Below are 24,588 nucleotides of genomic sequence, written 5' to 3'. Positions count from 1 at the left end.
ACCTCGTGGGCAGCTCGTCGCGGTCATCGGCGACTGCGCCGACATGCGAGACACTACGTCGACATTGCACCTAGCTCAAGCCAGCGGAAGGTCCTTGAGCATGTTGCCAACCCATTCCAAAATACGGCGTGCTAACGTTTCGCACTATGAGCACTCTGGACCAGATCGACCTCGACCTGCTCGCAGCCCTGTCCGCCGACCCCCGCGCGACCGTCGTCGCCCTCGCCGAGCGCCTGGGCCTTTCGCGCAATACGGTGCAGGCGCGCATGTCGAGGCTGGACCGCGCCGAGGTGTTCCTCTCGTACGAGCGCGCCCTGTCCTCGGCCGCTCTCGGCTTCCCGATCGAGGCGTTCATCAGCGTCATCGTGCGGCAGGCCGACCTGCCGCGCATCACCGATGATCTGGCCGCGATCCCCGAGATCGTGCAGGCGCACGGCTTGAGCGGTCAGATCGACCTGCTCGTGCGGGTAGCCTGCCGCGACACGCAGCACCTCTTCGACACGGATGCGCGCATCCTCTCGATCGAGGGCGTCGAGCGCACCGAGACCTCGCTCGTCATGGACGAGGTGATCCCCTATCGGCTCACGCCGCTCATGGAGCTGGCACGGCGCGAGAAGTAGCCCTTCTTCGCACGGCTGCGCGGAAGCCCACCCGACGACGCGTCGAGACGCACGAGCACGACGCCGATCAGGATGAGCGCGCCACCGACGAACTGGATCGGTGCCGGCACCTCGGCCAGCAGCAGCCAGGCGAAGCCCAGAGCGAAGAGCACTTCGGAGAGCCCGACGAACGACGCGACGCGCGAACCGATGCGCGGCACCGCGATCACGCCGAGGCCGTACCCGAGCGTCGTCGCGACGCACGCGACCCACAGCAGCGGAACGAACCACGGCACCACGATGCCCGCGAGTTCGACCGACACGGGCGGAGCGTGGAACGGCAGGACGCCGACGAGAACCAGGATCCCCATGAAGACGGCGCCGGTGAGCAGGCCACCGGCGGCGAGGGCGAGCGGCGGCAGATCCTCGCGGGACTTCTCGGCGATCAGGTAGTAGGCCATGACGCAGACGGCGGCGCCGAGGGCGAAGAGCGTGCCGACGATGTCGAAGCTCACCCCCGAGATGTCGACCACCAGCACGAGGCCGGCCACGGCGACGACGGAGCCGATGATCACGAGCCGCGACGGCGCGCGCTTGGTGCGCGCCCACGCGAGGAGGACGAGCAGGACGGGGGCGAGGAACTGGATGAGCAGCGCCACGGCCACCGGCATCCGCTGCATCGCAAGGAAGTAGAACAGCTGGCACCCGACGACGGCCGTCAGACCGAACCCGGCCATGAGCACCCCGTGACGACGCAGGAACGACCGCTGGCGCCGCATCGCGACGATCAGGGCAGGCGACAGGAGCAGTCCCGCGAGGCCGATACGCACGATGAGCGCTGCACCGACCGACCAGCCCGCCTCGAGCAGCGGCTTGATGAAGGGGCCGCTCGAGGAGAAGGCCAGAGCGGAGCCGACAGCGAAGAGCACTCCGGTCGTATTGAGTCGCGCCGAGGTGGCGACGTCTCGGATGATGGGCAGGGGGGCGGTCGAGGTCATGGGCGTCCGGCTGTCAGGAGTGAAGGGTGATTACACTGGTGACAGTATCCGAGTCGAATGTCAGGAGTCAACATGGTCTTCATCCGTGACACGAGACAGAGTCTCGAAGCCGCCGCCGCGCTCGTGAACACCCTGCCGCTGGGCGACGGCGACGACACCATGACGACCGTCGCCGACCTCGATGCCTACCTCGCCGAACACCCGTATTCCGGCACCGTCCGGCGCGATCGCGCGACGGTCGATGAGATTCGCCACGTGCGCGCCCGGGTGCGGGAACTGTGGGATGTCGACCGCGAAGGAGCCGTGCCGCTCGTCAACGACATGCTGCGCGACGGAGAGGCCGTGCCACGCCTGGTCATCCACGGCGACCACGACTGGCACATCCACGCGACCCCCGACGACGCCCCCATCGCGACGCGCATCATGGTCGAAGCGGCGATGGCCTTCGTCGAAGTGATCCGCAGCGACTCGTACGACCGCGTGCGCGTCTGCGAGGCCGATGACTGCGATGCGGTCTACATCGACTACTCGCGCAACGGGTCGAAGCGCTACTGCGACACCGGCAACTGCGGCAACCGCATGAACGTCATCGCGTACCGGGAGCGGAAGGCGCGAGAAAGCGTCTGACCGCCGCGGCCGCGGGCGCGGGGGTCTCGTAGTGGATGAGATGCCCGACATCGGGGATCTCGACCAGCTCGACGTCGGCGAACAGCGTCGCGAGGTGCCGCTGCGCCTGGATCGGCGTGATGTCATCGCGCACGGCGGCGATGAGCAGTGTCGGGACATCGATCCGCGACGCCGCGGCGCGCACGTCGTGAGACACCGACGTCACGAAGGCGTCATGCAGAACATCGCGATCGGCGAAGCGTGAGAAATAGGTGTCGTGCTGGTCGTGCACGAAGCGCCGCAGCGTCGCATCCTTCGTCTTGGCCATCGAGATGCTCATGACCCGCACGATGATGCCGTTTCGCAGCAGCGCGTCGCCGATCGCCGCGGGCAGCTTCGCTCCCGCCCAGTAGTAGAAGACGGCGAGCCGCGTGAGCACGCCCCGCGGCCCCTCGAGCGCGGGAGCGCCGATCGGATTGATCAGGATGAGGCGTGGCGTCGCCAAGCCGCCGGCGACCGCCGCCGAGGCGACGATCGAGCCGAAGGAGTGCCCGAGGATCACGGCGCCTGGGGCGACCGACTGCGCGAAGCGCGTGAGCCACTCGACGTAGGCCTCGAGGTCGTGCGTGCGGCCGGGCAGCGGGGGCGTCTGACCGAAGCCGGGGAGGTCGGGCGAGATGACGCGGATGCCGCGCAGCTGGGCGATGACCGGCTCGAGGCCGTGGTGGTCGCCGCGGAAGCCGTGCACCGCGATGATCGTCGTCTCGGCGTCGTGCGGGCCGTACTGCCAGTACGCCGTCGTGCCGCCGAGCACCTCGGCCTCGCGCCGCTCGATGGGGATCTGCTCGAGCAGGGCGGCATACGGGTTGAAGGCGGGCACCGGACGAGTCTACGAGGCGGTCCGCCCGGTGCCGGCCTCGTCCGCGGAGCGCCTCGCACGCGATGTCGGCGGCGTCCCATACCGTGAGCGGCATGCAGCTCTTGCCCGCCGTGCCCGCTCCCTCGGTGCATCCGGATTGGTCCACGGCCGTGGGCGTGTTCGATCTCGAGACGACGGGCGTCGACGTCCGCACCGACCGCATCGTGACGGCGTACGTGGGACTGCTGGACCGCACCGGAACAGTCGTGCGTGCGCGCGACTGGCTCGCCGACCCCGGTGTGGAGATTCCTGACGGCGCCGCCGCGATCCACGGCGTCACGACCGCTCGCGCCCGCGCTGAGGGCCGACCCGCGCGCGATGTCGTCGGCGAGGTCGTCGAGGCGCTCCGCGCGATGCTCGATGCCGGCATCCCGGTCGTCGCCTACAACGCGGCGTACGACTTCTCGCTGCTCAAGTACGAAGCGGAGCGCCACGGCATCGCCGGGATCGCATCTCCGTCGCCCGTCATCGACCCGCTCGTGATCGACAAGCACTGCGACCGCTACCGCCGCGGCAAGCGGACGCTCGAGGCCGTCGCCGCGCACTACGCCGTCTCGCTCGACAACGCACACGAAGCGGCTTCCGACGCCGTCGCCGCAGGCCGCGTCGCGCAGGCGCTTGTCACGCGGTACTCCACGCACCTGCCTGCCACGCCGCACGAGCTGCACACGAGCCAGATCTCGTGGGCCCGCGCGCAGGCGGCGAGCCTCACCGAGTACTTCATCCAGATCGGGCGACTCGGCCCTGACGACGCCGTCGACGGCGTGTGGCCCGTGCGCTGAGCGCACAGACGACGAAAGCCCCGCCGGAGCGGGGCTTTCGGGGCGGCGATTACTTGCCGAAGTTCTTGAAGCGCTGGTTGAACTTCTCGACGCGACCGGCCGAGTCCATGATGCGCTGCTTGCCCGTGTAGAACGGGTGCGATGCCGACGAGATCTCGACGTCGATGACGGGGTACTCGACACCGTCGAGCTCGATCGTCTTGTCGCTGGTCACCGTCGAACGGGTGAGGAAGGTGTCTCCCGAGCCGAGGTCGCGGAACACGATGGCCTTGTAGTCGGGGTGGATGTCAGTCTTCATGAAAAATCCTTAAGGGGATGGCGTCCCTGCCGAGAACCAGGAACCAGGGTCCGTGATGCGAGTGCACCAAGGAGCGATCCTATCAGGAAACCAGCTCCGCGCGCGCCGCGTACCGGCCATCGGCCTCGGTGAGCACGATGGGGACGCCGAACGTCTCTGTGAGGGCTTCGGCGGTGAGCGCTTCGGCGATCGGTCCGCGCGCGACGGCGCGACCGTCGCGCAGCAGCAGCACATGCGTGAATCCGACCGGGATCTCTTCGACGTGGTGGGTCACCATGACCATCGCCGGCGTCGTCGGGGCCAGCGCGTATCCACTCAGGAGCGCAAGCAGCTCTTCGCGCGCGCCGAGGTCCAGGCTCGCGGTCGGCTCGTCCAGCAGCAGCATCTCGGGGTCGGTCATGACGGCGCGCGCGATCTGCACGCGCTTCTGCTCGCCGTCGCTGAGCGTGCCGAACGTGCGGTCGGCGAGGTTCTCGAGATTCCACTGCGACAAGACGCGCAGCGCGCGCCGCTCGTCGATGTCCTCGTAGTCCTCGCGCCAGCGGCCGAGCACCGAGAAGGCCGCCGTCAGCACGACGTCGAGCACCGTCTCCTCCGGCGGGATGCGACGCGCCATCGCCGACGATGCGAAGCCGATCCGCGGGCGCAGTTCGAACACATCGGTGCGACCGAGGCGTTCGCCCAAGATCGTCACGACACCCGACGTCGGGTGCAGGAGCGTGTCGGCGAGCTGCAGCAGCGTCGTCTTTCCGGCGCCGTTCGGCCCGAGGATGACCCACCGCTGGTCGTCGTCGACCGTCCAGTCGAGATGATCGATGATGTTGCGGGAGTTGCGGCGGACGATGACGTCGGAGAAATCGAGCACCTGGGACATGACGCCCAGCCTAACGGCCCGAAGCCACGACCTCGGCGTAGAGCGCGGCCGTCTGCTCTGCGATCCGCGCCCAGCTGAAGTCCTCCGCCGCACGCCGGCGTCCGGCCGCACCATAGGCCTTCGCCCGGATCGGATCTGACACGACCTCGGTCAGCACGCGCGCAAGATCGGCGACGAACCGGTCGGGATCGGTCGGGGTTCCCGTGCCGTCCTTCGCCTGGTCGATCGGCACGAGGCGCCCGGTCACGCCGTCCACGACCACTTCGGGGATGCCGCCGGTCGCGGTGCCGACGACAGCGGCGCCGCATGCCATGGCCTCGAGGTTGACGATGCCGAGCGGCTCGTATACCGACGGGCAGACGAACGTCGTCGCCGCGGTGAGGATCGTGCACAGCTCATGCCGGGACAGCATGCGGTCGATCCAGACGACGCCGTCACGCGTCTGCTGCAGCCCGCGCACGAGCCCTTCGACCTCGGCCATGATCTGCGGGGTGTCCGGCGCCCCCGCGCACAGGATGACCTGCACATCGGGCGGCAGCAGCTCGACGGCCCGCAGGAAGTACGGCAGACCCTTCTGACGCGTGATGCGCCCGACGAACACGACCGAGGGGCGGGAGGAATCGACTCCGAGCTCAGCGAGCAGCGCGGGATCATCGACCGGGCGCCAGGCCTCGACGTCGATCCCGTTGTAGATGACGTGCACCTTGCCGGGGTCAAGCGCCGGGTAGCTGCGCAGGATGTCCTCGCGCATGCCCCCGCTCACGGCGATGACGGCGGCTGCCCCCTCGTACGCCGTCTTCTCGATGTAGCTCGACACGGCGTATCCGCCGCCGAGCTGCTCCGCCTTCCACGGGCGCAGAGGCTCGAGCGAGTGCGCCGTGACGATGTGCGGGATCCCGTGCAGGAGCGAAGCGAGATGGCCCGCGAAGTTCGCGTACCAGGTGTGACTGTGGACGACATCGGCGCCTGCGACATCTCCCACGATCTCGAGGTCGGTGCCGAGCGTGCGGATCGCGGCATTGGCATCCGCCAGCTCGACCGGCACGTCGTACGACGTCGTGTCCTCCTCGTCGCGGCCCGCACCGAACGCGCGCACGCGCACCGTCATGCTGCGGCGAAGCGCCGCCACGAGTTCGGTGACGTGCACACCCGCGCCTCCGTAGATCTGTGGGGGGTATTCCTTCGTGACGATGTCGACGCGCATGGCACGAAACCTAGTACACGAGAGGTTCCCGTCACAGTTGCTATGCCTCCTCCGCGCGCCGCACTTAGGGTGGGTCCCATGCCTGCAGCACCGAAGGTCTTCGGAATCATCCTCGCGGGGGGCGAGGGCAAACGACTCATGCCCCTCACGGCAGATCGTGCCAAGCCGGCGGTGCCGTTCGCCGGCCAGTACCGGCTCATCGACTTCGCCATCTCGAACCTGATCAACTCGGGTGTCAGACAGACCGTCGTGCTGACCCAGTACAAGTCGCACAGCCTCGACCGCCACATCTCGATGACGTGGCGCATGTCGCCTCTGCTCGACTCGTACGTCGCGTCGGTTCCCGCGCAGCAGCGTCTCGGAAAGCGGTGGTTCTCGGGCTCGGCCGACGCGATCCTGCAGAGCCTCAACCTCATCAACGACGAGAAGCCCGACATCGTGATCGTGATCGGTGCGGATCACGTATACCGCATGGACTTCCGGCAGATGCTCACGGCGCACATCGAGTCCGGCGCGCGGGCGACGGTCGCCGGCATCCGCCAGCCCATCGGTCTGGCGAACCAGTTCGGCATCATCGACGTCGACCCGACCCACCCCGGACGCATCCGCGATTTTCTCGAGAAGCCTCAGGACCCGACGGGGCTCGCCGACTCCCCCGGCGAAGTGCTCGCATCGATGGGCAACTACATCTTCGACACCGACGCGCTCATCGAGGCCGTCGAGTCCGACGGTGAGCTGCCGACCTCGAACCACGACATGGGCGGCGATATCGTGCCGTATTTCGTGAACCGCGCCGAGGCCGGCGTCTACGACATGAAGCTCAACGACGTGCCGGGTTCGACCGACCGCGACCGGTACTACTGGCGCGACGTCGGAACGATCGACTCCTTCTTCGACGCGCACCGCGACCTGATCTCGACGCTGCCGATCTTCAACCTCTACAACATGCAGTGGCCCATTCACTCGCAGGCGGTCAACTCCCCACCTGCCAAGTTCGTGCGCGACGCCGTCGGACGCATCGGCAACGCGATCGACTCGGTCGTCTCGCTCGGCTCGGTGCTCTCGGGCACGCACCTCGAACGCAGTGTCGTAGGCCCCTGGACGCTCGCCGGCGGCGGGTCGACGATCACCGACTCGGTGCTGTTCGACCATGTGCACGTCGGTGCGGGTGCGCGGGTGCACCGCGCGATCCTCGACAAGAACGTGTTCGTCGACGACGGGGCGACCGTCGGCGTCGACCTCGAACACGATATCGCGCGCGGCTACACCGTGACCGACAGCGGCATCACGGTCGTCGGCAAGGGCATCCGCGTCGAGCGCTGACCTGTCCGCGCCCGTGCCTGCACGGCGCTAGCGTGGAGGGATGCCGCTTCAGGACGCCCGCTTCCTCGTCGTTCTCGACGCCGATTCCACCCTCATCCGCAACGAGGTCATCGAGCTCATCGCCGACGAGGCGGGCCGCGGCCGTGAGGTCGCCGAGGCGACCGAGGCCGCGATGCGTGGCGAGGTGGACTTCGCGACGAGCCTGCGCTCGCGCGTCGCGACGCTCGAAGGCGTACCGGTCGCGGCGTTCTCCCGCGTGCTGGCGCGCGTCGAGCCGACGCCCGGTGTGCACGAGCTGATCGCAGCCGTCCATGAGCGGGGCGGCCGCTTCGGTGTCGTCTCCGGCGGCTTCCACGAGATCCTCGACACGATCGCTCCCCGGCTCGGCGTCGACGTGTGGCGTGCGAACCGCCTCCAGACCGCCGACGGTATCCTCACCGGTCACGTCGAGGGCGAGATCGTGGATGCCGCGGCCAAAGCCACCGCCCTCGGCGAATGGGCAGCCGAAGCCGGCGTCGAGCTGTCGCGCACGATCGCCGTCGGCGACGGCGCGAACGACCTGCTCATGATGGCGGCGGCGGGGTTGGGGCTGGCGTTCAACGCCAAGCCCGCGGTGCGCCAGCAGGCCGATCTCGTGATCGGGCCGATCGACCTGCGCGAAGTCATCCCCCTGCTGCCCTGACCACGGTCGGGGGCCGTCTGAGAGTGCGGCGTCAGTGCCCCATGCCCAGGCCGCCGTCGACGGGGATGACGGCGCCCGAGATGTAGGCGGCGTCGTCCGACGCGAGCCACGTCACGACACCGGCGATCTCGGCGGGGGACGCGAAGCGCCCGGCGGGGATGTTCTTCTTGTACTCCGCCTGCGTCTCGGCAGCGAGCTCGGCCGTCATGTCGGTCTCGACGAAGCCGGGAGCGACGACGTTGGCGGTGATGCCCCGTGAGCCGAGCTCACGCGTGAGCGACCGGGCGAACCCGACGAGCCCGCTTTTGGATGCGGAGTAGTTGATCTGGCCGGGCGAGCCGTAGAGGCCGACGACCGACGAGATGAGGATGACGCGGCCCCAGCGAGCACGCAGCATCCCTTTGGAGGCGCGCTTGACGACGCGGAACGCGCCGCCGAGGTTCGTCGCCACGACGGAGTCGAAGTCGTCGTCGGTCATGCGCAGCAACAGAGTGTCCTTCGTGATGCCCGCGTTGGCGACGACGATCTCGACGGGACCGAGCTTCTGCTCGACCTCGGTGAACGCCGCGTCGACGGATGCAGCATCCGTCACGTCCGCGCGCACCGTCAGCGTGCCCTCGGGGCCTTCGCCGGAGCGCGCGGTCACGGCGACCTTGTAGCCGGCGGTGACGAAACGCTCCGCAATGGCGCGACCGATGCCGCGGTTTCCGCCGGTGACGAGCACGACGCGATCGGTGGACATGACACTCCCTCGGGATGACGACGAACCGCCCCAGCCTAGCGGCGCGCCGTTTGACCTACGCGGCCCGCGCTGGAACGCTGGAGACCTCAGCGACGAAAGGCGTGCCGTGACCCCTCCGGAGAACCCCTCGAACGACGAACACGGCGACGCTCGCCCCCCGTACGCTCCGCCGACCTACACGCCGCCCCCCGCGTACAGCGCGCCCCCCGCGTACCCCGCATCCCCCGGCACCCCACCGCCGCCCGCAGCCGATGTCCCTCCGCAGGCGCCCGGGGCGTACCCCGCCTACGGCGGCTATGCGCAGCCGCAGTACCCCAGCGCCCCCTCGTACGGCGCCCCGGCGGGCCCGTATGGCGCTCCTCCGGCCTACGGTTACGCCGCGACCAAGACGAACGTCCTGGCGATCATCTCGATGATCGCCAGCATCGCCGGCTTCATCTGGGTGCTGCCCTTCATCGGCTCGCTCGCCGGCGCGATCATGGGCCACATCTCGCTCAAGCAGATCGCGCGGACGGGCGAGAATGGCCGGGGCATGGCGCTGGCCGGTGTCATCGTCGGCTGGGTGGGATTGGCGTTCCTCGTGCTGGGCGTGATCTTCTTCCTCTCGGTCATCCCGCTCGCCGCAGTGCAATCGTCCTTCAGCTGATCCGCCGGAGTCGAAGCGGCGTACCCTGGATGGGTGGGGAACTCGTCCGAGCGGCAATCAGCGACATCGCTGCCGACGTCTCCGCAAGAGGAATCGAGCGCGCGCACGAAGCACTACCTGATCATGATGGGTGTGCGCGTCGCGTGCTTCGTACTCATGGTCGCCATCACGCCATACGGCTGGTACACGTGGCTCCTCGGTGCAGCGGCGGTGTTCCTGCCCTACTTCGCCGTCGTGGCGGCGAACGTCAGCAAGCCCCCGACCCGCACGGCGGCCGTATCCCCCGAGCGGAGCTTGCCCGCGCAGGCGTCACCCGCGGGGGGCGGTGGTGCCCCGGTCATCCGGCTGGACGAGACCCGCGCCGTCGAGGGCCCGCGCGATGTACCGCCCCGTGCACAAGAGGATTCCGCATGAGCGCCGACGTCGACACGACGTGCTCGCGCGCCGGTTGCCGCGCGACGGCGCGCTGGCGCATCGACTGGCGCAATCCGCGCATCCACACCGAGGACCGCCGCAAGACGTGGGTCGCGTGCGATGAGCACGTGTCGTACCTGCGCGAATTCCTCGCTGCCCGCTCCTTCCCGCTCGATGTGGGCCGACTCGAGGTTTCGACGTGAAGAATGCCCCCGCCGCCGTCCGCTGGTCGGCGTACCTGCTCGTGGCCGCCCTCTTCGCCGTGGTGTGCGCGTTCCTGTCGGACTGGCAGTTCACCCGCAACGGCGACCGCTCCGCGCAGCTCGCGCTCGTCGAGCAGAACTATGACGCGCCGCCTGTCGCCCTGGCCGAGCTGATCCCCCCCGGCGAAACGCTCGACGCCGGCGACGAGTGGCATCCGGTCGTGCTGACGGGTGAATACCTCCCCGACGAGCAGCTGCTCGTGCGCAACCGCCCGCACGGCGGCACCGCCGCGTACGAAGTGCTCGTGCCGTTCCGCCTCGACGACGGGCGCGTGCTCATCGTCGACCGCGGCTGGGTTCCGCCCGGCGCTGACCAGCCCGAGCCCGATGCCGTTCCGGCGCCGCCGTCGGGCCAGGCGACGGTCACCGTGCGACTGCGGCCCGGTGAGGCGCTCCCCGCATCGGGGCGCACGGCCGATGCCGGCCAGGTGCCGACGATCAACCTGCCCTTCGTCGCTGAGCGCGTCGCGCCCGAGGTGGGCGATGCACTCGTGCTGAGCGCGTACGGCATCGTCGTGTCCGAAGATCCCGCCGTCGAGGTCATGCCCGGTGCCCTGCCCTCGCCGTCCGAGGACCCGGGCCCGTATCTGTCGTACGCGATCCAGTGGATCCTGTTCGCCGTGATGGGCTTCATCTTCATCGGCTACATGATCCGCACCGAGATCATCGCGCGGCGCGAAGACGCCGAAGACGACGACCCGGGCTCCACCGGGCAACCGCGTCCCGCGGCACCTGCTCGCCGTCGCGACCGTGACGCCGACGCCGAGGATGCCCTCCTCGACGCCGTCCGCTGACCGCTCTCGGCCGCGGGGCTCGAGGGTGTGTCAGGCGAGCGCGACGAGGTCGGCGTAGTCGCGACCCCAGATGTCCTCGACGCCGTCGGGGAGGATGAGAACGCGTTCGGGGTTGAGCGCTTCGACGGCGCCCTCGTCGTGCGAGACGAGCACGACGGCACCCTCGTAGTGGGCGAGCGCGCCGAGGATCTCTTCGCGTGAGGCGGGGTCGAGGTTGTTCGTGGGTTCGTCCAGCAGCAGCATGTTCGCCGACGACACGACGAGCGTCGCGAGCGACAGGCGCGTCTTCTCGCCGCCCGAGAGCACACCCGCGGGCTTGAGCACGTCATCGCCCGTGAAAAGGAACGACCCGAGCACCTTTCGCGCGTCGGTCGCTGTGATGTCGGGCGCCGCCGACATCATGTTCTCGAGCACAGACCGCGAGACATCGAGGTTTTCGTGCTCCTGCGCGTAGTAGCCGATCTTGAGACCGTGGCCGGGTTCGAGCTGACCCGTGTCGGGCTGATCGACACCGGCGAGGATCCGCAGCAGCGTCGTCTTGCCGGCACCGTTGAGGCCGAGGATCACGACGCGCGAACCGCGGTCGATCGCGAGGTCGACGTCGGTGAAGATCTCCAGCGAGCCGTACGACTTCGACAGCCCCGACGCCATGAGCGGCGTCTTGCCGCACGGTGCGGGCTTGGGGAAGCGCAGCTTCGCGACGCGCTCCTCCTGCCGAACGTCGTCGAGTCCCGCCAGCATCTTCTCGGCACGCGCGACCATCTGGTGCGCGGCAGCCGCTTTGGAGGCCTTCGCCCCGAACCGAGCGGCCTGCTGCTGAAGCACCGTCGCCTTCTTCTCGACGTTGGTGCGCTCCTTCTTGCGGCGCTCCTCATCGGCGACCCGCTGACGCAGGTAGTTCTTCCAGTTCATGTTGTACACGTCGATGACCTGGCGGTTCGCATCCAGGTAGAACACCCGGTTGACGGTCTCGCCCACGAGCTCGACATCGTGCGAGATCACGATGAGTCCGCCCTTGTACCCCTTGAGGAACTCCCGCAGCCACACGACGCTGTCCGCGTCGAGGTGGTTCGTGGGTTCGTCGAGGATCATCGTCTGCGCGTCCGAGAACAGGATGCGGGCCAGTTCGATGCGGCGGCGCTGTCCACCGGACAGCGTCTTGAGGGGCTGATCGAGGATGCGATCCGGCAGCGACAGGTTGTGCGCGATGGATGCCGCTTCGGCTTCGGCTGCATACCCTCCGAGCGCTTCGAACCTCTCGGTCAGCGAGCCGTACTTGCGCATCGCGCGCGCCGAGACCTCCGGGTCGCTGTCGGCCATCGCGAGCGACGCCTCCTGCATGCCGATCGCGAGCGAACCGAGGCCGCGGGCGTCCAGCACCCGAGTGCGCGCCAGCATCTCCGGGTCGCCCGTGCGGGGATCCTGCGGCAGATAACCCAGTTCGCCCCACCGTTCGACCTTGCCGTCGGCGGGGACGACATCGCCGGCGAGCACCTTCGTGAGGGTCGTCTTACCGGCTCCATTGCGGCCGACGAGGCCGATCTTGTCTCCGTCGGAGACGCGGAAGGACACGTCCGACATGAGCACGCGTGCGCCCACGCGGATCTCGAGGTCGTGCACGGCGAGCACAGCGGACGTCCGTTCTTCAGGGTGGGTGGATGAGCGGCCGAGCGGCCCAACGTCCCAGTTTACCCGGGACGGGTTCGCGCTGGCGACGCCACAGGAGTAAAGTAAGGCTTCCCTAACCACCCACGCCGAAGGACTCCCGCATGCGCCGACTCCGTGCCGCTGCCACGTTCACCGCTCTCACCGCCCTCGCTGCCCTCACCCTCGCCGGATGCGCAGGCGCGGACAGCGCCGGCGAACCCGCCGGCACCGCCGCGGATGCGGTCTTCCCCGTCACGATCGACCACGTCTACGGCCAGACGACGATCCCCGCCCAGCCGGAGCGCATCGCCACCGTCGCGTGGGCCAACCACGAGGTCCCCCTCGCGCTGGGCGTCGTGCCGGTCGGCATGAGCAAGGCGACGTGGGGCGACGACGACGGTGACGGCGTGCTGCCCTGGGTCGAAGACGCCCTCGAAGACCTCGGCGCCGAGACTCCGGTTCTCTTCGACGAGACCGACGGCATCGACTTCGAGGCCGTGGCCGATACGCAGCCCGACGTCATCCTCGCCGCGTATTCGGGTCTCACGCAGGAGGAGTACGACACGCTCTCCAAGATCGCTCCGGTCGTGGCCTTCCCTGAAGTGGCCTGGGGCACACCGTACGAAGAGATGATCCAGGTGAACGCCGCGGCGATCGGCCTCGCCGACGAGGGCGATCAGCTGATCGCCGACCTCCGGTCCGAGGTCGACACCGCGCTGGCGGAGCACTCCGAGCTCAGCGATGCGAACATCCTCTTCTCTTACCTCGACCCTGCCGACTTCAGCCAGATCGGCTTCTACACGGCGCACGACACGCGCCCCGGCTTCCTCACAGGCCTGGGCCTGCCCCAGCCGAGCATCGTCGCGGAGGTGTCCGAGGGCACGGAGGAGTTCTTCACGACCGTGAGCGCCGAAGAAGCCGACCGCTTCACCGATGTCGACGTCTTCGTCACGTACGGCGATCCGGGCGGCGACATCGTCGCGGCGCTCCAGGCAGACCCCCTCATGTCGCAGATCCCCGCGATCGCCGAGGGCCGCATCGCGGTCCTCGAGAACGGCACCCCGCTCGCGGCATCCGCGAACCCCTCGCCGCTGTCGATCCCGTGGGGCATCGATGAGTACTTCACCCTGCTCGCTGGGGCGCTCGGCTAGACCGCATGAGCGGCGCGCGTCTTCAGGCACCGCTGCCGGATGCCCCCGCACTGCGGCGTCCGGCAGCCGTGCGCGCGACCTGGCTGGCGGTCGGGGTCGTCGTGCTGCTCGGCCTGTGCGTCGCGTCCGTCTCGTTCGGAGTGCGCAACGTATCGCTCGAAGAGATCCTCGCCGGCCTCGGCGGCGCCACCGACAGCATCGATCAGGCCGCCGTGGTCAACCGCCTGCCCCGCACGGTTCTCGCGATCGTGGTGGGAGCTGCACTGGCGCTGTCCGGAACCACCATGCAGGCGGTCACCCGCAATCCGCTCGCCGACCCGGGCATCCTCGGCGTCACGGGCGGGTCGGCGCTCGCGGTCGTGATCGGGATCGCGTTCTTCGGCCTCACCGACCCGTATGCCACGATGGCCGCCGCGATCGTCGGCGCGGCCGTCGCGGCCGTCTTCGTCTACACCGTCGGCTCCCTGGGTCGAGGCGGCGCCACTCCCCTCAAGCTCGCTCTGGCCGGTGCGGCGACCTCGGCGGCGTTCCTCTCGATCGTGAGCGCCGTTCTGCTGCCGCGCGTGGACATCATCGAGACCTTCCAGTTCTGGCAGATCGGCGGCGTGGGCGGAGCCACGTGGGACCGGATCGCGACCGTGGTCCCCGTCCTCGGCATCGGCGCGGTGCTGGTTCTGGCGACGGCGCGCGGAATGAACTCCCTCGCCCTGGGCGACGACCTCGCGACGGGCCTCGGCGAGAACGTCGCCCGAACGCGTATCGTCGCTTCGATCGGCGCGGTCGTCCTGTGCGGCGCGGCCGCGGCCGTGGCCGGACCGATCGCGTTCGTGGGCCTCGTCGTCCCGCATCTGTGCCGGATGCTGGTGGGCACCGATCATCGGTGGCTGCTGCCGGCGGCCGCCCTGGTGGGCGGATGTCTGCTGGTGGCCGCCGACACGGTAGGCCGTGTCGTGGCTCGCCCGAGCGAGATCGAGGTCGGTGTCATCACCGCCCTGATCGGTGCGCCGTTCTTCATCTGGATCGTGCGACGCCAGAAGGTGCGGGAACTGTGAGCGTCGCCGTCATCGTCGCGGGGCGCCGTGCCCGTGCGCGCCGTCGTCATGTCCGCACCGCCGCGTTGGCCATCGCCATCGCCATCGTGTTCGCCGTGTCCCTCATGATCGGCAACACCTTCTACGGCCCCGTCGATGTGCTCCGCGTCCTGTTCGGCGAGACGGTGCCGGGTGCGAGCTTCACGGTCGGCGAGCTCCGGCTTCCGCGAGCCGTGCTCGCTCTGCTCGCGGGACTCGCGTTCGGCATCGCCGGCGTGACCTTCCAGACGATGCTGCGCAACCCGCTCGCCTCGCCGGACATCATCGGCATCGATGCCGGCGCGAGCGCCGCCGCAGTGTTCGGGGTCGTGGTTCTGTCGGTGAGTGGACCCACCGTCTCGCTCCTGGCGCTCACCGGCGGCATCCTGACCGCGTTCGCGATCTACCTACTGTCCCATCGCGGCGGTTTCGCCGGGACGCGCCTCATCCTCATCGGCATCGGTGTCGCCGCGATGCTGGACGCCGCGATCACCTACCTGCTCTCGCGGGCATCGTCCTGGGATGTGCAGACGGCGCTGACGTGGCTCACCGGCAGCCTTTCGGGCGCCTCGTGGGCCGCCGTCCTCCCTCTCGCCATCGCGTGCGCCGTCGTGGCTCCGATGCTGATCGCCGGCGGACGGAATCTGAACGTGCTTCGGCTCGGTGACGACGCCGCCATGTCCCTCGGTGTCCCCGCGCGCCGCACCCGCATCCTCCTCATCCTGGGCGCGGTCGCCCTGCTCGCCTTCGCGACCGCAGCGACCGGCCCGATCGCGTTCGTCGCGTTCATGTCCGGACCGATCGCCGCGCGAATCGTGGGTCCCGGCTCCGCGCTCCTGCTTCCGTCGGCGCTCGTGGGCGCCGTCCTCGTGCTCACCGCCGACCTCGTCGGTCAGTATGCGCTCGGCACGCGCTACCCCGTCGGCGTCATCACGGGCGTCCTCGGCGCGCCGTACCTGATCTACCTCCTCATCCGCACGAACCGCTCCGGAGGATCGCTATGAGTGCGACGCACACCCTCGCCGCCGAGGACCTCACTCTCGCCTACGGCGACCGCACGGTCGTGCAGGGTCTGGACCTGCAGGTCCCCCCCGCCCGGGTGACCGCCATCGTCGGGGCGAACGGGTGCGGCAAGTCGACCATCCTGCGCGCCCTCGCCCGGCTGCTGACGCCGCGACGGGGGCAGATCGTGCTGGACGGCAAAGCGCTCACCACACTCGCCTCTAAAGAGATCGCGCGGATCATCGCGATGCTGCCGCAGGGTCCGACCGCTCCGGACGGTATCGCGGTGGCCGATCTGGTGGGTCGCGGCCGTCACCCGCATCAGAAGCTCCTGGCCCGCTGGAGCCCGCACGACTATGAAGTGGTGGCGCAGGCGCTCGCCGCGACGGGCACCGCAGACCTCGCGGACCGGGCCGTCGATGAGCTGTCCGGAGGGCAGCGACAGCGGGTGTGGATCGCCATGGCGCTCGCGCAGGAAACCGATGTCCTGCTGCTGGACGAGCCGACGACGTTCCTCGACGTCGCCCACCAGGTGGAGGTGCTCGATCTGCTGACCGACCTCAATCGCGACCGGGGCACGACCATCGTCATGGTGCTGCACGACATCAATCTCGCCGCTCGGTACGCCGACCACGTCATCGCCGTGCGGGCGGGTCGCATCGTGGCAGCGGGACCACCGGCCGCCGTCATCACGAGCGCCCTGATGCGCGAGGTCTTTCAGCTGGAGAGCCTCGTGGTGAAGGATCCGCTCTCGGGCAGCCCCATCGTGATCCCCCGCGGGCGCCACCACATCCTCGACCATCCCCTATCGACGGGAGACGACCCATGGCCGCCTCGATGAGCACGTCGCGGTTCTTCCGCGCCACGGTGCGGAGCATCACCGACCTGACCCCGAGCTTTAGGCGTTTCACCTTCACCGGTGAGGACCTCGCCGACTACGGCGACCCGGGGCTCGACCAGCGGATCAAGATCGTCTTCCCGACCCCCGGAGCGGGACTTGAGGCCATGCCCCGCAGCGAGGACTGGTACACGCGGTGGCGTGAGCTCGACGAGACCGCCCGGCCGCCGTTTCGCACCTACACGACCCGCGCCGTGCGTCGCGAGCGCTGCGAGGTCGACGTCGACATGGTCGCCCACAGTGTGCTCGGGCCCGCCTCGGCGTGGATCGCCGACGCCCGGATCGGTGACGAGGTGCTCATCTACGCCCCCACGACCGCGCACACCGGGGTCAGCTACGGCATCGACTTCGTTCCCCCCGCGGTCACCGGTGCGCATCTGCTCGCCGGCGATGAGACGGCGGCTCCCGCGCTCGCCGTCATCCTCGAGCAGCTCCCCCACGATGCCCGCGGTGTCGTCGTGCTCGAAGTGCCCGACGAGCGTGACATCGACTATCTGCCCCGCCACCCGGGGTTCGAGTACCTCGTCGCCGCGCGACGCGACGAGCACAGCCGCCATGAGCATCTGGTCACATCCGTGCAGGATGCGGCATCCCGCCTCACTCCCGCGGGACACGGCGCCGACGTCGAGGAGATCGACATCGACCGTGACATCCTCTGGGAGGTCCCGCGCACGGCGAAAGGCGGCGCCGCCCTAAAGAAAGCGCCGGTGTACGCGTGGCTCGCGGGCGAGGCCGGGGCCATCAAGAGCCTGCGGCGGCACCTCGTGACCGATCGGGGCGTCGACCGGCGTGCGGTCGCCTTCATGGGCTACTGGCGCGTGGGCAGAGCCGAGGCCTGACGACTCCGCTCGTTCGCATGACCGAGCCGCAGCCCGGGAACGAGCGCGAGCACGGCGAGCACGCCCGCCAAGGCGAAGACGGCGGTGAACCCCGCGCCCGAGCCGCTGAGGGCCGTGAACACGAGACCCATGACCGCGATCGTCGTCGCCGAGCCCACGGCATCCGAGATCGACAGCGCCGATGAGTTGAAGCCCTGGTTGCCCGGCGTCGAGTACGCCAGCGTGAGTACCGTGAGCCGCGGGTACATGAGCCCCATGCCGCCGCCCGCGAGGGCCCAGCCCGCGATGAGCAGCCCGGGCGGCAGGTGAGCGAGCGCCGTGAGCCCCGCCAGCACGATCGCGGCGACCAGCTGTGCGCTGCCCAGGAGTGTGATGAGGGCATTGCCGATGCGGTCGCCGAACCGGCCCTGCACGTCAGCGGCGATCGCCCACGTGACAGCTGCGGCCGTGAGCCCGAGCCCGGCCCAGGTCGGCGAGAAGCCGTATTCGTCGATCAGCAGGTACGGAAGGTAGATCTCGGCGCCGAACAGCGCCCCCGCGATGAGCCCGCGCATGAGCACGACGCTCGGCAGTCCGCGCCCCGAGACGAGCGTGCGCGGCGGCAGCAGCGGCCTCGCCGCGAGGGCGATCACGACAGCGGATGCCGCCACGACGACCCACGCTCCCGCGCCGAGTTCGCCCGCGAGGCTCAGAGCCAGGGCGCCCACGGCGACGGCGACGGCGCACAGGATGCGCGGGGCGACCCGCCCCGTCGCGGGTTCATCGGTGTGAAGCGGAAGCCCCCGCAGGCGGGTCACCACCATCGTGAAGGCCACGACGGTGAGGCCCGCGACGCCGAGGAACACCCAGCGCCAGTGCAGGAACTCCGTGACCGCTCCCGCGAGGAACGGACCGATGAGCGACGGCACGACCCACGCGGCGGAGAATGCCGCGAAGACCCGACCGTGCAGCTCGGGCGGATAGACGCGGGCGACGACGACATACAGGGCGACCGTCTGCCCTCCCGTGCCGAGGCCCTGCACGAGCCGTCCGGCGACGAGCAGTTCCATCGTGGGAGCGGCGCCGGCGATGACGAGACCGATGACGAACAGCACGACCGCCGTCGCGAGAGGAGCGAGCACTCCCCCGCGATCGCACCACGCGCCGACGGCGACCATGCCGATGACGCTCGTGGCGAGGGTGCCGGCGAAGGCGACGGCGTACAGTGCCTCGCCGGACAGATCGGCGCTGACGACCGGCATGACGGTCGTGACGGCGAGTGACTGCATCGCCGCGAGGAAGATCAGCGCGACGGCGCCGATCGTGACCCAGACGTAGCGAGCGCTCCACACGCTCTCACCTCGGTGGGTCGGCGCCGTCACTTCTCCACCAACGCGGCGACGCGCCGGATGGCTTCGCGCAGCATGTCGGGCGCGCAGCCGAAGTTGATCCGCACATGCCCCACGCCCTGCTCTCCGAACTGCGGACCGAAGTGGAAGGCCACCTTCGCGTCGCGCAGGATGCGACGCCCCGGGTCGTCACCCCATCCGTACGCCGACAGGTCGACCCACGCGAGGAAGCCGGCGTCGGGAATCCGGTAGCGCGCGCCGGGCAGGTGTTCGGCGAGCAGATCGGCCAGCAGCCGGCGGTTGATGTCGAGAGCGACCAGCTGCGCATCGAGCCAGTCGTCGCTGTCGCCTGAGAAGGCCGCGATCGCCGCGAGGGCGCCGAAGTGCGCCGTGCGCCACTCGACCTCGTCGGGAAGCGAGCGCACAACGGCGGAGCTCTCGTCGGAGTCGGTGACCATGAGGGCGCATTTCAGACCGGCGAGGTTGAACGCCTTGCTCGCCGAGACGAACGCGAAGCCGACCCGCGCGGCGGCGGGCGAGGCGGACAGGAACGGCGTGAATACGACATCGGGCTGCGTGAGCGGAGCGTGGATCTCGTCGCTGAGCACGACGGCTCCGTGCCGCTCGGCGATGTCGGCGAGCTGGGCGAGGTCGGCCCTCGAATGCACCGTGCCCGTCGGGTTGTGCGGGTTGCACAGCAGCACGGCCCGCGCGCCGGCCGCGAGGGCGGACTCGATCCCCGCGAGATCCAGCTGCCATCCGGCATCCGATTCGCGCAGCGGCACGGTCTCGACGACGGCACCCGCTTCGGGGATGCAGTCGAAGAACGGCGGATACACGGGGGTCGTCACGACGACCCGATCGCCGGTGGCCGTGACGCGTCGCAGCACTTCGACGATCCCCATCATGACGTCGCACGTCGTGCGAGCGCGCCCGGGGTCGACTTTCCACCCGAACCGGCGCTGCGCGAAGCCCGCGTACGCCGTCGCCACGCCCGTGCCGGGCGCGGAGTATCCGGTGTCGCCGAGCTCGACGGCACGAGACAGCGCGGCGGTGATGGCCGGCGCGGGTGCGAAGTCCGTCTCGGCGACGAACAGCGGCAGGACGTCGTCGGGATACGCGCGCCACTTGACGCTCGTGCGCTGCCGAAGACGTTCGACGGGAAGGGCCTCAAGGGGGGTCACGCTCACCGCGCAAGCCTACCCAAGGTCAGATCGCGAAGCCGAGCGCCCGCATCATGTCACGGCCGTCGTCGGTGATGCGCTCGGGGCCCCACGGCGGCATCCACACCCAGTTGATGCGGAAGCGGTCGACGACCTCGTCGAGGGACTGCGCCGTCTGCTCCTCGAGCACGTCGGTCAGCGGGCAGCCCGCCGACGTCAGCGTCATGTGGATCACGAGAGCGTCGTTCTCCTCGTCCCACGCGAGGTCGTAGATGAGACCGAGGTCGACGACGTTGATCCCCAGTTCGGGATCCATGACGTCCTTGAGCGCTTCGATGACCTCTTCGTACTTCTCGGGTGCGAGCGTTGCGGACATACGGCGATCCTAAGCGTCGGCTGCGGCGAGGTCGGTGCCCGAGCCCGCCGACGGGTCGAGGAACCGGTCGTAGCCCTCGTTCTCGAGACGATCGGCCAGTTCGGGGCCGCCCTCTTCGACGATGCGCCCGCCGACCATGACGTGGACGTGGTCGGGGTGGATGTAGCGCAGGATGCGCGTGTAGTGCGTGATGAGCAGCACACCGAGGCCGGTTTCGGCCTTGGCGCGATTGACGCCCTCGGAGACGATCTTGAGCGCGTCGACGTCGAGGCCCGAGTCGGTCTCGTCGAGAACGGCGATCTGAGGCTTCAGCAGTTCGAGCTGCAGGATCTCGTGGCGCTTCTTCTCGCCGCCCGAGAAGCCCTCGTTGACGTTGCGCTGGGCGAATTTGCCGTCCATGCGCAGGTTCTTCATGGCCTGCTTGACGTCCTTCGTCCACGTGCGGATCGCGGGCGCTTCGCCTTCGATCGCCGTCTTGGCGGTGCGCAGGAAGTTCGTCACCGTCACACCCGGGATCTCGACGGGGTACTGCATCGCCAGGAACAGTCCCGCACGAGCACGCTCGTCGACGGACATCTCGAGGACATCTTCGCCGTCGAGCGTGATGGTGCCGCTGACGACCTCGTACTTGGGGTGACCGGCGATCGTGTAGGCCAGGGTCGACTTGCCCGAGCCGTTGGGTCCCATGATGGCGTGGGTCTCACCCTTGCGGATCGTGAGGGTCACACCGTTGAGGATGGGCGTGGTGCCGGCATCCGTCTGGACCGTCACGTACAGGTCGCGGATCTCGAGGACAGACATTCAGACTTCCTTCTTCAAAGCGGGGTCGATGAGCACGTCGTCGCCGTCGATCTCGACGGCATAGACCGGGACGGGCTCATACGCAGGGAGGTTGAGGGGCTTGCCGGTGCGCAGCGAGAAGGCCGAGCCGTGGGCCCAGCACTCGAGCGTCTCACCGTCGACGAAGCCCTCGGACAGCGAGATGTCACCGTGCGTGCACACGTCGCCGATCGCGTGCACTTCGCCGCTGGAGTCGAGCACGAGTGCCATCGCCACGCCGTCCACCTCGACACGACGGGCTTCGTCCTGGACGAGGTCGCTCAGCGCGCATACGCGGGTCGCGCTCACGGGGCCGTCTCACCCTCGAGTTCGCGCTCGATGGCGGCGGACAGCTCTGCCTCGAGATCGGCGATGCCGATCTTCTGGACGATCTCGGTCAGGAACCCGATCACGACGAGGCGTCGCGCCTCGGCTTCGGGGATCCCACGAGCCTGCAGATAGAACAGCTGCTCATCGTCGAAGCGACCCGTCGCACTCGCGTGCCCGGCGCCCTGGATGTCACCCGTCTCGATCTCGAGGTTCGGCACCGAGTCGGCGCGGGCGCCGTCGGTGAGGATCAGGTTGCGGTTGGCCTCGTACGAGTCGGTGCCGACGGCATCCCGCCCGATGAGCACATCGCCCACCCATGCGCTGCGCGCGGACTGACCCTGCAGCGCGCCCTTGTAGAGCACGTCGCCACGCGTCTGCGGCCCCTTGTGGTGCAGGTACACCTGGCTCTCGAGGTGCTGGCCGGCGTCGGCGTACGACAGACCGTACAGTTCACCCTGAGCGCCGGGGCCTGCGAGCTCGACCGAGGGGTTGACGCGCACGACGCCCCCGCCGAAGCTCACGACGAAGTGGCGCAGAAAGGCGTCCTTGTCGACGCGGGCCTGATGGGATGCCGCGTGCACGGCGTCGTCGTTCCACTGCTGCACCGAGATGACGTCGAGGCGAGCACCGTCGCGCACGATGATCTCGATGTTCTGCGCGTGGTGGGCCGACCCGACGTGGCGGAACAGCACGGTCGCGCGCGAGTTCGGCATCGCCTCGATGACGACGTGGGCGTGTGCGATTCCGCCGGTGCCGCGCAGGTCGACGACGATCGGCTGATCGAGCTCGACGCCGGCGGGGATCCGCAGCAGGGGAGCGTCGGCCTCCTGCTTCCACGCGATCGCCGACGGCCGGTCCTCGGGGGTGAAGACGTCGCCGCGCGGGGACTGGCCGACCTCGAGAGTCAGCTGCTCGACCTCGTCGGGTGCGTCGACGGAGACCTCGATGACCTCGCGCGGGCCCGCCTCATCGGCGAACAGGGGCGCGAGCCGGTCAAGCGGTGCGTATTTGAAGCCGACGTCGCGGGCCGTGGGCACCGCGAAGTCCGCGGGGTCGAACGACCAGGGCCGTTCGGACCGCGTCTGCACGGGGACGAATGCCCCGGCACCGTCGGAGTGCGCTCGAGAACCCGGCACCGTCGTGGGTGCCTGTGTCATGGCCGTCATCTAGCCGACCGATCCTTCCATGCCCATCTCGATGAGCTTGTTGAGTTCCATCGCGTACTCCATGGGAAGCTCGCGCGCGATCGGCTCGATGAAGCCGCGCACGATCATCGCCATCGCCTCTGCCTCGGGCAGGCCGCGCGACTGGAGGTAGAACAGCTGTTCCTCGCTGACTTTGGACACCGTCGCCTCGTGGCCGAGCTGCACGTCGTCGACGCGGATGTCGATCGCGGGGTAGGTGTCCGAACGCGAGATGGTGTCGACCAGCAGCGCGTCGCAGACGACCGAGTTCGCCGAGTGATGCGCTCCGGGCTCGACACGGACCTCGCCGCGGTAGCCCGTGCGACCGCCACCGCGGGCGATCGACTTCGACACGATCGACGACTGCGTGTACGGCGCCATGTGCACCATCTTCGCGCCGGCATCCTGGTGCTGACCGGGGCCCGCGAACGCAACCGACAGGGTCTCGCCCTTCGCGTGCTCACCCATGAGGAAGATCGACGGGTACTTCATCGTCACCTTGGAGCCGATGTTGCCGTCGACCCACTCCATCGTCGCGCCCTCGTGCGCGACGGCACGCTTCGTGACGAGGTTGTAGACGTTGTTCGACCAGTTCTGGATCGTCGTGTAGCGCACGCGGGCGTTCTTCTTCACAATGATCTCGACGACGGCCGAGTGCAGCGAGTCGCTCTTGTAGATGGGTGCCGTGCAGCCCTCGATGTAGTGCACGTACGAGCCCTCGTCGGCGATGATGAGGGTCCGTTCGAACTGGCCCATGTTCTCGGTGTTGATCCGGAAGTACGCCTGCAGCGGGATCTCGACATGCACGCCGGGCGGCACGTAGACGAACGATCCGCCCGACCACACGGCCGTGTTGAGCGCCGCGAACTTGTTGTCGCCGGCGGGGATGACCGTTCCGAAGTACTCCTGGAAGAACTCGGGGTGCTCGCGCAACGCCGTGTCGGTGTCCATGAAGATGACGCCCTGCTGCTCCAGGTCTTCGCGGATCTGGTGATAGACGACCTCGGACTCGTACTGCGCGGCGACGCCGGCGACGAGGCGCTGGCGCTCAGCCTCGGGGATGCCGAGCTTCTCGTACGTCTCGCGGATCTCGGCGGGGAGGTCTTCCCAGGACTGTGCCTGCTTCTCGGTCGAGCGCACGAAGTACTTGATGTTGTCGAAGTCGATCGCGCTGAGGTCTGCGCCCCACGTCGGCATCGGCTTGCGGCCGAAGAGCTGATAGCCCTTGAGCCGGGTCTTCAGCATCCACTCGGGTTCGTCCTTGAGGGCCGAGATGCCGCGTACGACGCTCTCATCGATCCCTCGCTTGGCGATGGCACCCGCGGGATCCGCGTCGTGCCATCCGAACTCGTAGACACCCAGCCCATCGAGCTCCGGGCGGTCGATCAGCACATCTGACATCGTCACACTCTCCTCTGGGCCTCAACGGTTTCATCCGCCCCGGCATTCCACTCACATGATGTATTCGAAGGAATGGATGCCGCTGGTGGGCCCCTCAAGTGGCGCTGTGCTTCGCGCCTAGACTGTCTATGGATCCCGGCGCTTCGAGCGACCGCATCCGACTTCACGATTCTACAGGGTTTGCCCGCGCTCGCGGGCGAGGCGCCCTGCTCCGCCGCCGCACCGGAGTCGACCCG

At 68.9% G+C, this 24,588-nt stretch carries 28 protein-coding genes; 14 read left to right on the top strand and 14 right to left on the bottom strand.

Translation table 11 applies throughout. The features are described from left to right. The first annotated feature begins 146 nt into the window (after positions 1-146). On the top strand, positions 147-620 hold the full coding sequence (locus tag AC25YV_RS06540; RefSeq protein ID WP_488123034.1) for an Lrp/AsnC family transcriptional regulator: 474 nt from the start codon (positions 147-149) through the stop codon (positions 618-620). On the opposite strand, the gene AC25YV_RS06535 is transcribed toward AC25YV_RS06540, so the two are convergent. After that, positions 575-1,597: an EamA family transporter gene (locus AC25YV_RS06535; RefSeq protein WP_488123033.1), complete on the bottom strand. Its 1,023-nt coding sequence runs from the start codon at positions 1,595-1,597 to the stop codon at positions 575-577. The two genes, AC25YV_RS06540 and AC25YV_RS06535, sit on opposite strands and share 46 nt — an antisense overlap. Before the next feature lie 72 nt (positions 1,598-1,669). On the opposite strand from AC25YV_RS06535, the gene AC25YV_RS06530 reads away from it, so the two are divergent. After that, a complete protein-coding gene (locus AC25YV_RS06530; protein WP_488123425.1) occupies positions 1,670-2,224 on the top strand; it encodes a CGNR zinc finger domain-containing protein in 555 nt (184 codons plus the stop codon). Here AC25YV_RS06530 and AC25YV_RS06525 read toward each other — a convergent pair. Next, positions 2,184-3,083 carry an alpha/beta fold hydrolase gene (locus tag AC25YV_RS06525; protein WP_488123032.1) on the bottom strand — a complete coding sequence of 300 codons (900 nt, stop codon included), beginning with the start codon at positions 3,081-3,083 and terminating at the stop codon, positions 2,184-2,186. The two genes, AC25YV_RS06530 and AC25YV_RS06525, sit on opposite strands and share 41 nt — an antisense overlap. 92 nt (positions 3,084-3,175) lie before the next feature. Here AC25YV_RS06525 and AC25YV_RS06520 point away from each other — a divergent pair, with 92 nt between their 5' ends. Next, positions 3,176-3,904, top strand: a complete 729-nt coding sequence (locus tag AC25YV_RS06520) for an exonuclease domain-containing protein (protein ID WP_488123031.1) — start codon at positions 3,176-3,178, stop codon at positions 3,902-3,904. 49 nt (positions 3,905-3,953) lie between these two features. Here AC25YV_RS06520 and AC25YV_RS06515 read toward each other — a convergent pair whose 3' ends face one another. The 3 genes from AC25YV_RS06515 to glgA all read right to left on the bottom strand — a co-directional run bounded on the left by AC25YV_RS06515 (position 3,954) and on the right by glgA (position 6,280). Continuing rightward, positions 3,954-4,202 (bottom strand): type B 50S ribosomal protein L31, encoded by a 249-nt coding sequence (locus AC25YV_RS06515; RefSeq protein ID WP_488123030.1) that lies wholly within the window; start codon positions 4,200-4,202, stop codon positions 3,954-3,956. An 82-nt stretch (positions 4,203-4,284) separates the two neighbouring features. Then, positions 4,285-5,076, bottom strand: coding sequence for an ABC transporter ATP-binding protein (locus AC25YV_RS06510; protein WP_488123029.1), 792 nt, complete (start codon positions 5,074-5,076; stop codon positions 4,285-4,287). A gap of 10 nt (positions 5,077-5,086) precedes the next feature. After that, positions 5,087-6,280: a glycogen synthase gene (gene glgA, locus AC25YV_RS06505; protein ID WP_488123028.1), complete on the bottom strand. Its 1,194-nt coding sequence runs from the start codon at positions 6,278-6,280 to the stop codon at positions 5,087-5,089. 78 nt (positions 6,281-6,358) lie between these two features. Here glgA and AC25YV_RS06500 point away from each other — a divergent pair, with 78 nt between their 5' ends. Continuing rightward, on the top strand, positions 6,359-7,603 hold the full coding sequence (locus tag AC25YV_RS06500) for a glucose-1-phosphate adenylyltransferase (protein ID WP_488123027.1): 1,245 nt from the start codon (positions 6,359-6,361) through the stop codon (positions 7,601-7,603). A gap of 40 nt (positions 7,604-7,643) precedes the next feature. Beyond that, positions 7,644-8,285 (top strand): phosphoserine phosphatase SerB, encoded by a 642-nt coding sequence (gene serB / locus AC25YV_RS06495; protein WP_488123026.1) that lies wholly within the window; start codon positions 7,644-7,646, stop codon positions 8,283-8,285. A gap of 31 nt (positions 8,286-8,316) precedes the next feature. On the opposite strand, the gene AC25YV_RS06490 is transcribed toward serB, so the two are convergent. Further along, positions 8,317-9,027 (bottom strand): beta-ketoacyl-ACP reductase, encoded by a 711-nt coding sequence (locus AC25YV_RS06490; RefSeq protein ID WP_488123025.1) that lies wholly within the window; start codon positions 9,025-9,027, stop codon positions 8,317-8,319. Positions 9,028-9,133: 106 nt separating this feature from the next. On the opposite strand from AC25YV_RS06490, the gene AC25YV_RS06485 reads away from it, so the two are divergent. From AC25YV_RS06485 to AC25YV_RS06470, 4 genes are read left to right on the top strand one after another with little or no spacing between them, the layout of a single operon-like run. Then, positions 9,134-9,673 carry a DUF4190 domain-containing protein gene (locus AC25YV_RS06485; protein WP_488123024.1) on the top strand — a complete coding sequence of 180 codons (540 nt, stop codon included), beginning with the start codon at positions 9,134-9,136 and terminating at the stop codon, positions 9,671-9,673. 33 nt (positions 9,674-9,706) lie between these two features. Then, positions 9,707-10,087: a DUF3099 domain-containing protein gene (locus AC25YV_RS06480; RefSeq protein WP_488123023.1), complete on the top strand. Its 381-nt coding sequence runs from the start codon at positions 9,707-9,709 to the stop codon at positions 10,085-10,087. Further along, positions 10,084-10,290 carry a hypothetical protein gene (locus tag AC25YV_RS06475; RefSeq protein WP_488123022.1) on the top strand — a complete coding sequence of 69 codons (207 nt, stop codon included), beginning with the start codon at positions 10,084-10,086 and terminating at the stop codon, positions 10,288-10,290. The genes AC25YV_RS06480 and AC25YV_RS06475 overlap by 4 nt, the downstream gene beginning before the upstream one ends. Continuing rightward, complete coding sequence (locus AC25YV_RS06470) at positions 10,287-11,144, top strand: SURF1 family cytochrome oxidase biogenesis protein (RefSeq protein ID WP_488123021.1); 858 nt, start codon at positions 10,287-10,289, stop codon at positions 11,142-11,144. Before AC25YV_RS06475 ends, AC25YV_RS06470 begins: the two co-directional genes overlap by 4 nt. Before the next feature lie 30 nt (positions 11,145-11,174). Here the strand turns inward: AC25YV_RS06470 and AC25YV_RS06465 are convergent, their stop codons facing one another. Beyond that, positions 11,175-12,773 carry an ABC-F family ATP-binding cassette domain-containing protein gene (locus AC25YV_RS06465; RefSeq protein WP_488123020.1) on the bottom strand — a complete coding sequence of 533 codons (1,599 nt, stop codon included), beginning with the start codon at positions 12,771-12,773 and terminating at the stop codon, positions 11,175-11,177. Positions 12,774-12,913: 140 nt separating this feature from the next. Here AC25YV_RS06465 and AC25YV_RS06460 point away from each other — a divergent pair, with 140 nt between their 5' ends. Genes AC25YV_RS06460 through AC25YV_RS06440 form a run of 5 tightly spaced genes read left to right on the top strand, consistent with a single transcriptional unit; the run spans position 12,914 to position 17,751 of the window. Beyond that, a complete protein-coding gene (locus tag AC25YV_RS06460; protein WP_488123019.1) occupies positions 12,914-13,942 on the top strand; it encodes an iron-siderophore ABC transporter substrate-binding protein in 1,029 nt (342 codons plus the stop codon). A 5-nt stretch (positions 13,943-13,947) separates the two neighbouring features. After that, entirely contained in the window at positions 13,948-14,994 is a 1,047-nt protein-coding gene (locus AC25YV_RS06455; protein WP_488123018.1) for a FecCD family ABC transporter permease, read from the top strand. After that, a complete protein-coding gene (locus AC25YV_RS06450; protein ID WP_488123017.1) occupies positions 14,991-16,016 on the top strand; it encodes a FecCD family ABC transporter permease in 1,026 nt (341 codons plus the stop codon). The genes AC25YV_RS06455 and AC25YV_RS06450 overlap by 4 nt, the downstream gene beginning before the upstream one ends. Further along, positions 16,013-16,855: an ABC transporter ATP-binding protein gene (locus AC25YV_RS06445; RefSeq protein ID WP_488123016.1), complete on the top strand. Its 843-nt coding sequence runs from the start codon at positions 16,013-16,015 to the stop codon at positions 16,853-16,855. The genes AC25YV_RS06450 and AC25YV_RS06445 overlap by 4 nt, the downstream gene beginning before the upstream one ends. Beyond that, positions 16,840-17,751: a siderophore-interacting protein gene (locus tag AC25YV_RS06440; RefSeq protein ID WP_488123015.1), complete on the top strand. Its 912-nt coding sequence runs from the start codon at positions 16,840-16,842 to the stop codon at positions 17,749-17,751. The genes AC25YV_RS06445 and AC25YV_RS06440 overlap by 16 nt, the downstream gene beginning before the upstream one ends. On the opposite strand, the gene AC25YV_RS06435 is transcribed toward AC25YV_RS06440, so the two are convergent. From AC25YV_RS06435 to sufB, 7 genes are read right to left on the bottom strand one after another with little or no spacing between them, the layout of a single operon-like run. After that, positions 17,721-19,082, bottom strand: coding sequence for an MFS transporter (locus AC25YV_RS06435; RefSeq protein ID WP_488123014.1), 1,362 nt, complete (start codon positions 19,080-19,082; stop codon positions 17,721-17,723). The two genes, AC25YV_RS06440 and AC25YV_RS06435, sit on opposite strands and share 31 nt — an antisense overlap. 26 nt (positions 19,083-19,108) lie before the next feature. Further along, complete coding sequence (locus AC25YV_RS06430) at positions 19,109-20,269, bottom strand: MalY/PatB family protein (RefSeq protein ID WP_488123013.1); 1,161 nt, start codon at positions 20,267-20,269, stop codon at positions 19,109-19,111. A 19-nt stretch (positions 20,270-20,288) separates the two neighbouring features. Continuing rightward, complete coding sequence (locus AC25YV_RS06425) at positions 20,289-20,618, bottom strand: metal-sulfur cluster assembly factor (RefSeq protein WP_488123012.1); 330 nt, start codon at positions 20,616-20,618, stop codon at positions 20,289-20,291. Positions 20,619-20,627: 9 nt separating this feature from the next. Next, positions 20,628-21,419 carry a Fe-S cluster assembly ATPase SufC gene (gene sufC, locus AC25YV_RS06420; RefSeq protein ID WP_488123011.1) on the bottom strand — a complete coding sequence of 264 codons (792 nt, stop codon included), beginning with the start codon at positions 21,417-21,419 and terminating at the stop codon, positions 20,628-20,630. Further along, complete coding sequence (locus AC25YV_RS06415) at positions 21,420-21,746, bottom strand: non-heme iron oxygenase ferredoxin subunit (RefSeq protein WP_488123010.1); 327 nt, start codon at positions 21,744-21,746, stop codon at positions 21,420-21,422. Beyond that, positions 21,743-22,933, bottom strand: a complete 1,191-nt coding sequence (gene sufD / locus AC25YV_RS06410; protein WP_488123009.1) for a Fe-S cluster assembly protein SufD — start codon at positions 22,931-22,933, stop codon at positions 21,743-21,745. The genes AC25YV_RS06415 and sufD overlap by 4 nt, the downstream gene beginning before the upstream one ends. After that, a complete protein-coding gene (sufB, locus tag AC25YV_RS06405) occupies positions 22,934-24,352 on the bottom strand; it encodes a Fe-S cluster assembly protein SufB (RefSeq protein WP_488123008.1) in 1,419 nt (472 codons plus the stop codon). It abuts the gene before it with no gap. Positions 24,353-24,588 lie beyond the last annotated feature (236 nt).

It is taken from the genome of Microbacterium sp. Y832 (assembly GCF_057669765.1).
This window is presented reverse-complemented; position numbering and strand designations above follow the sequence as displayed.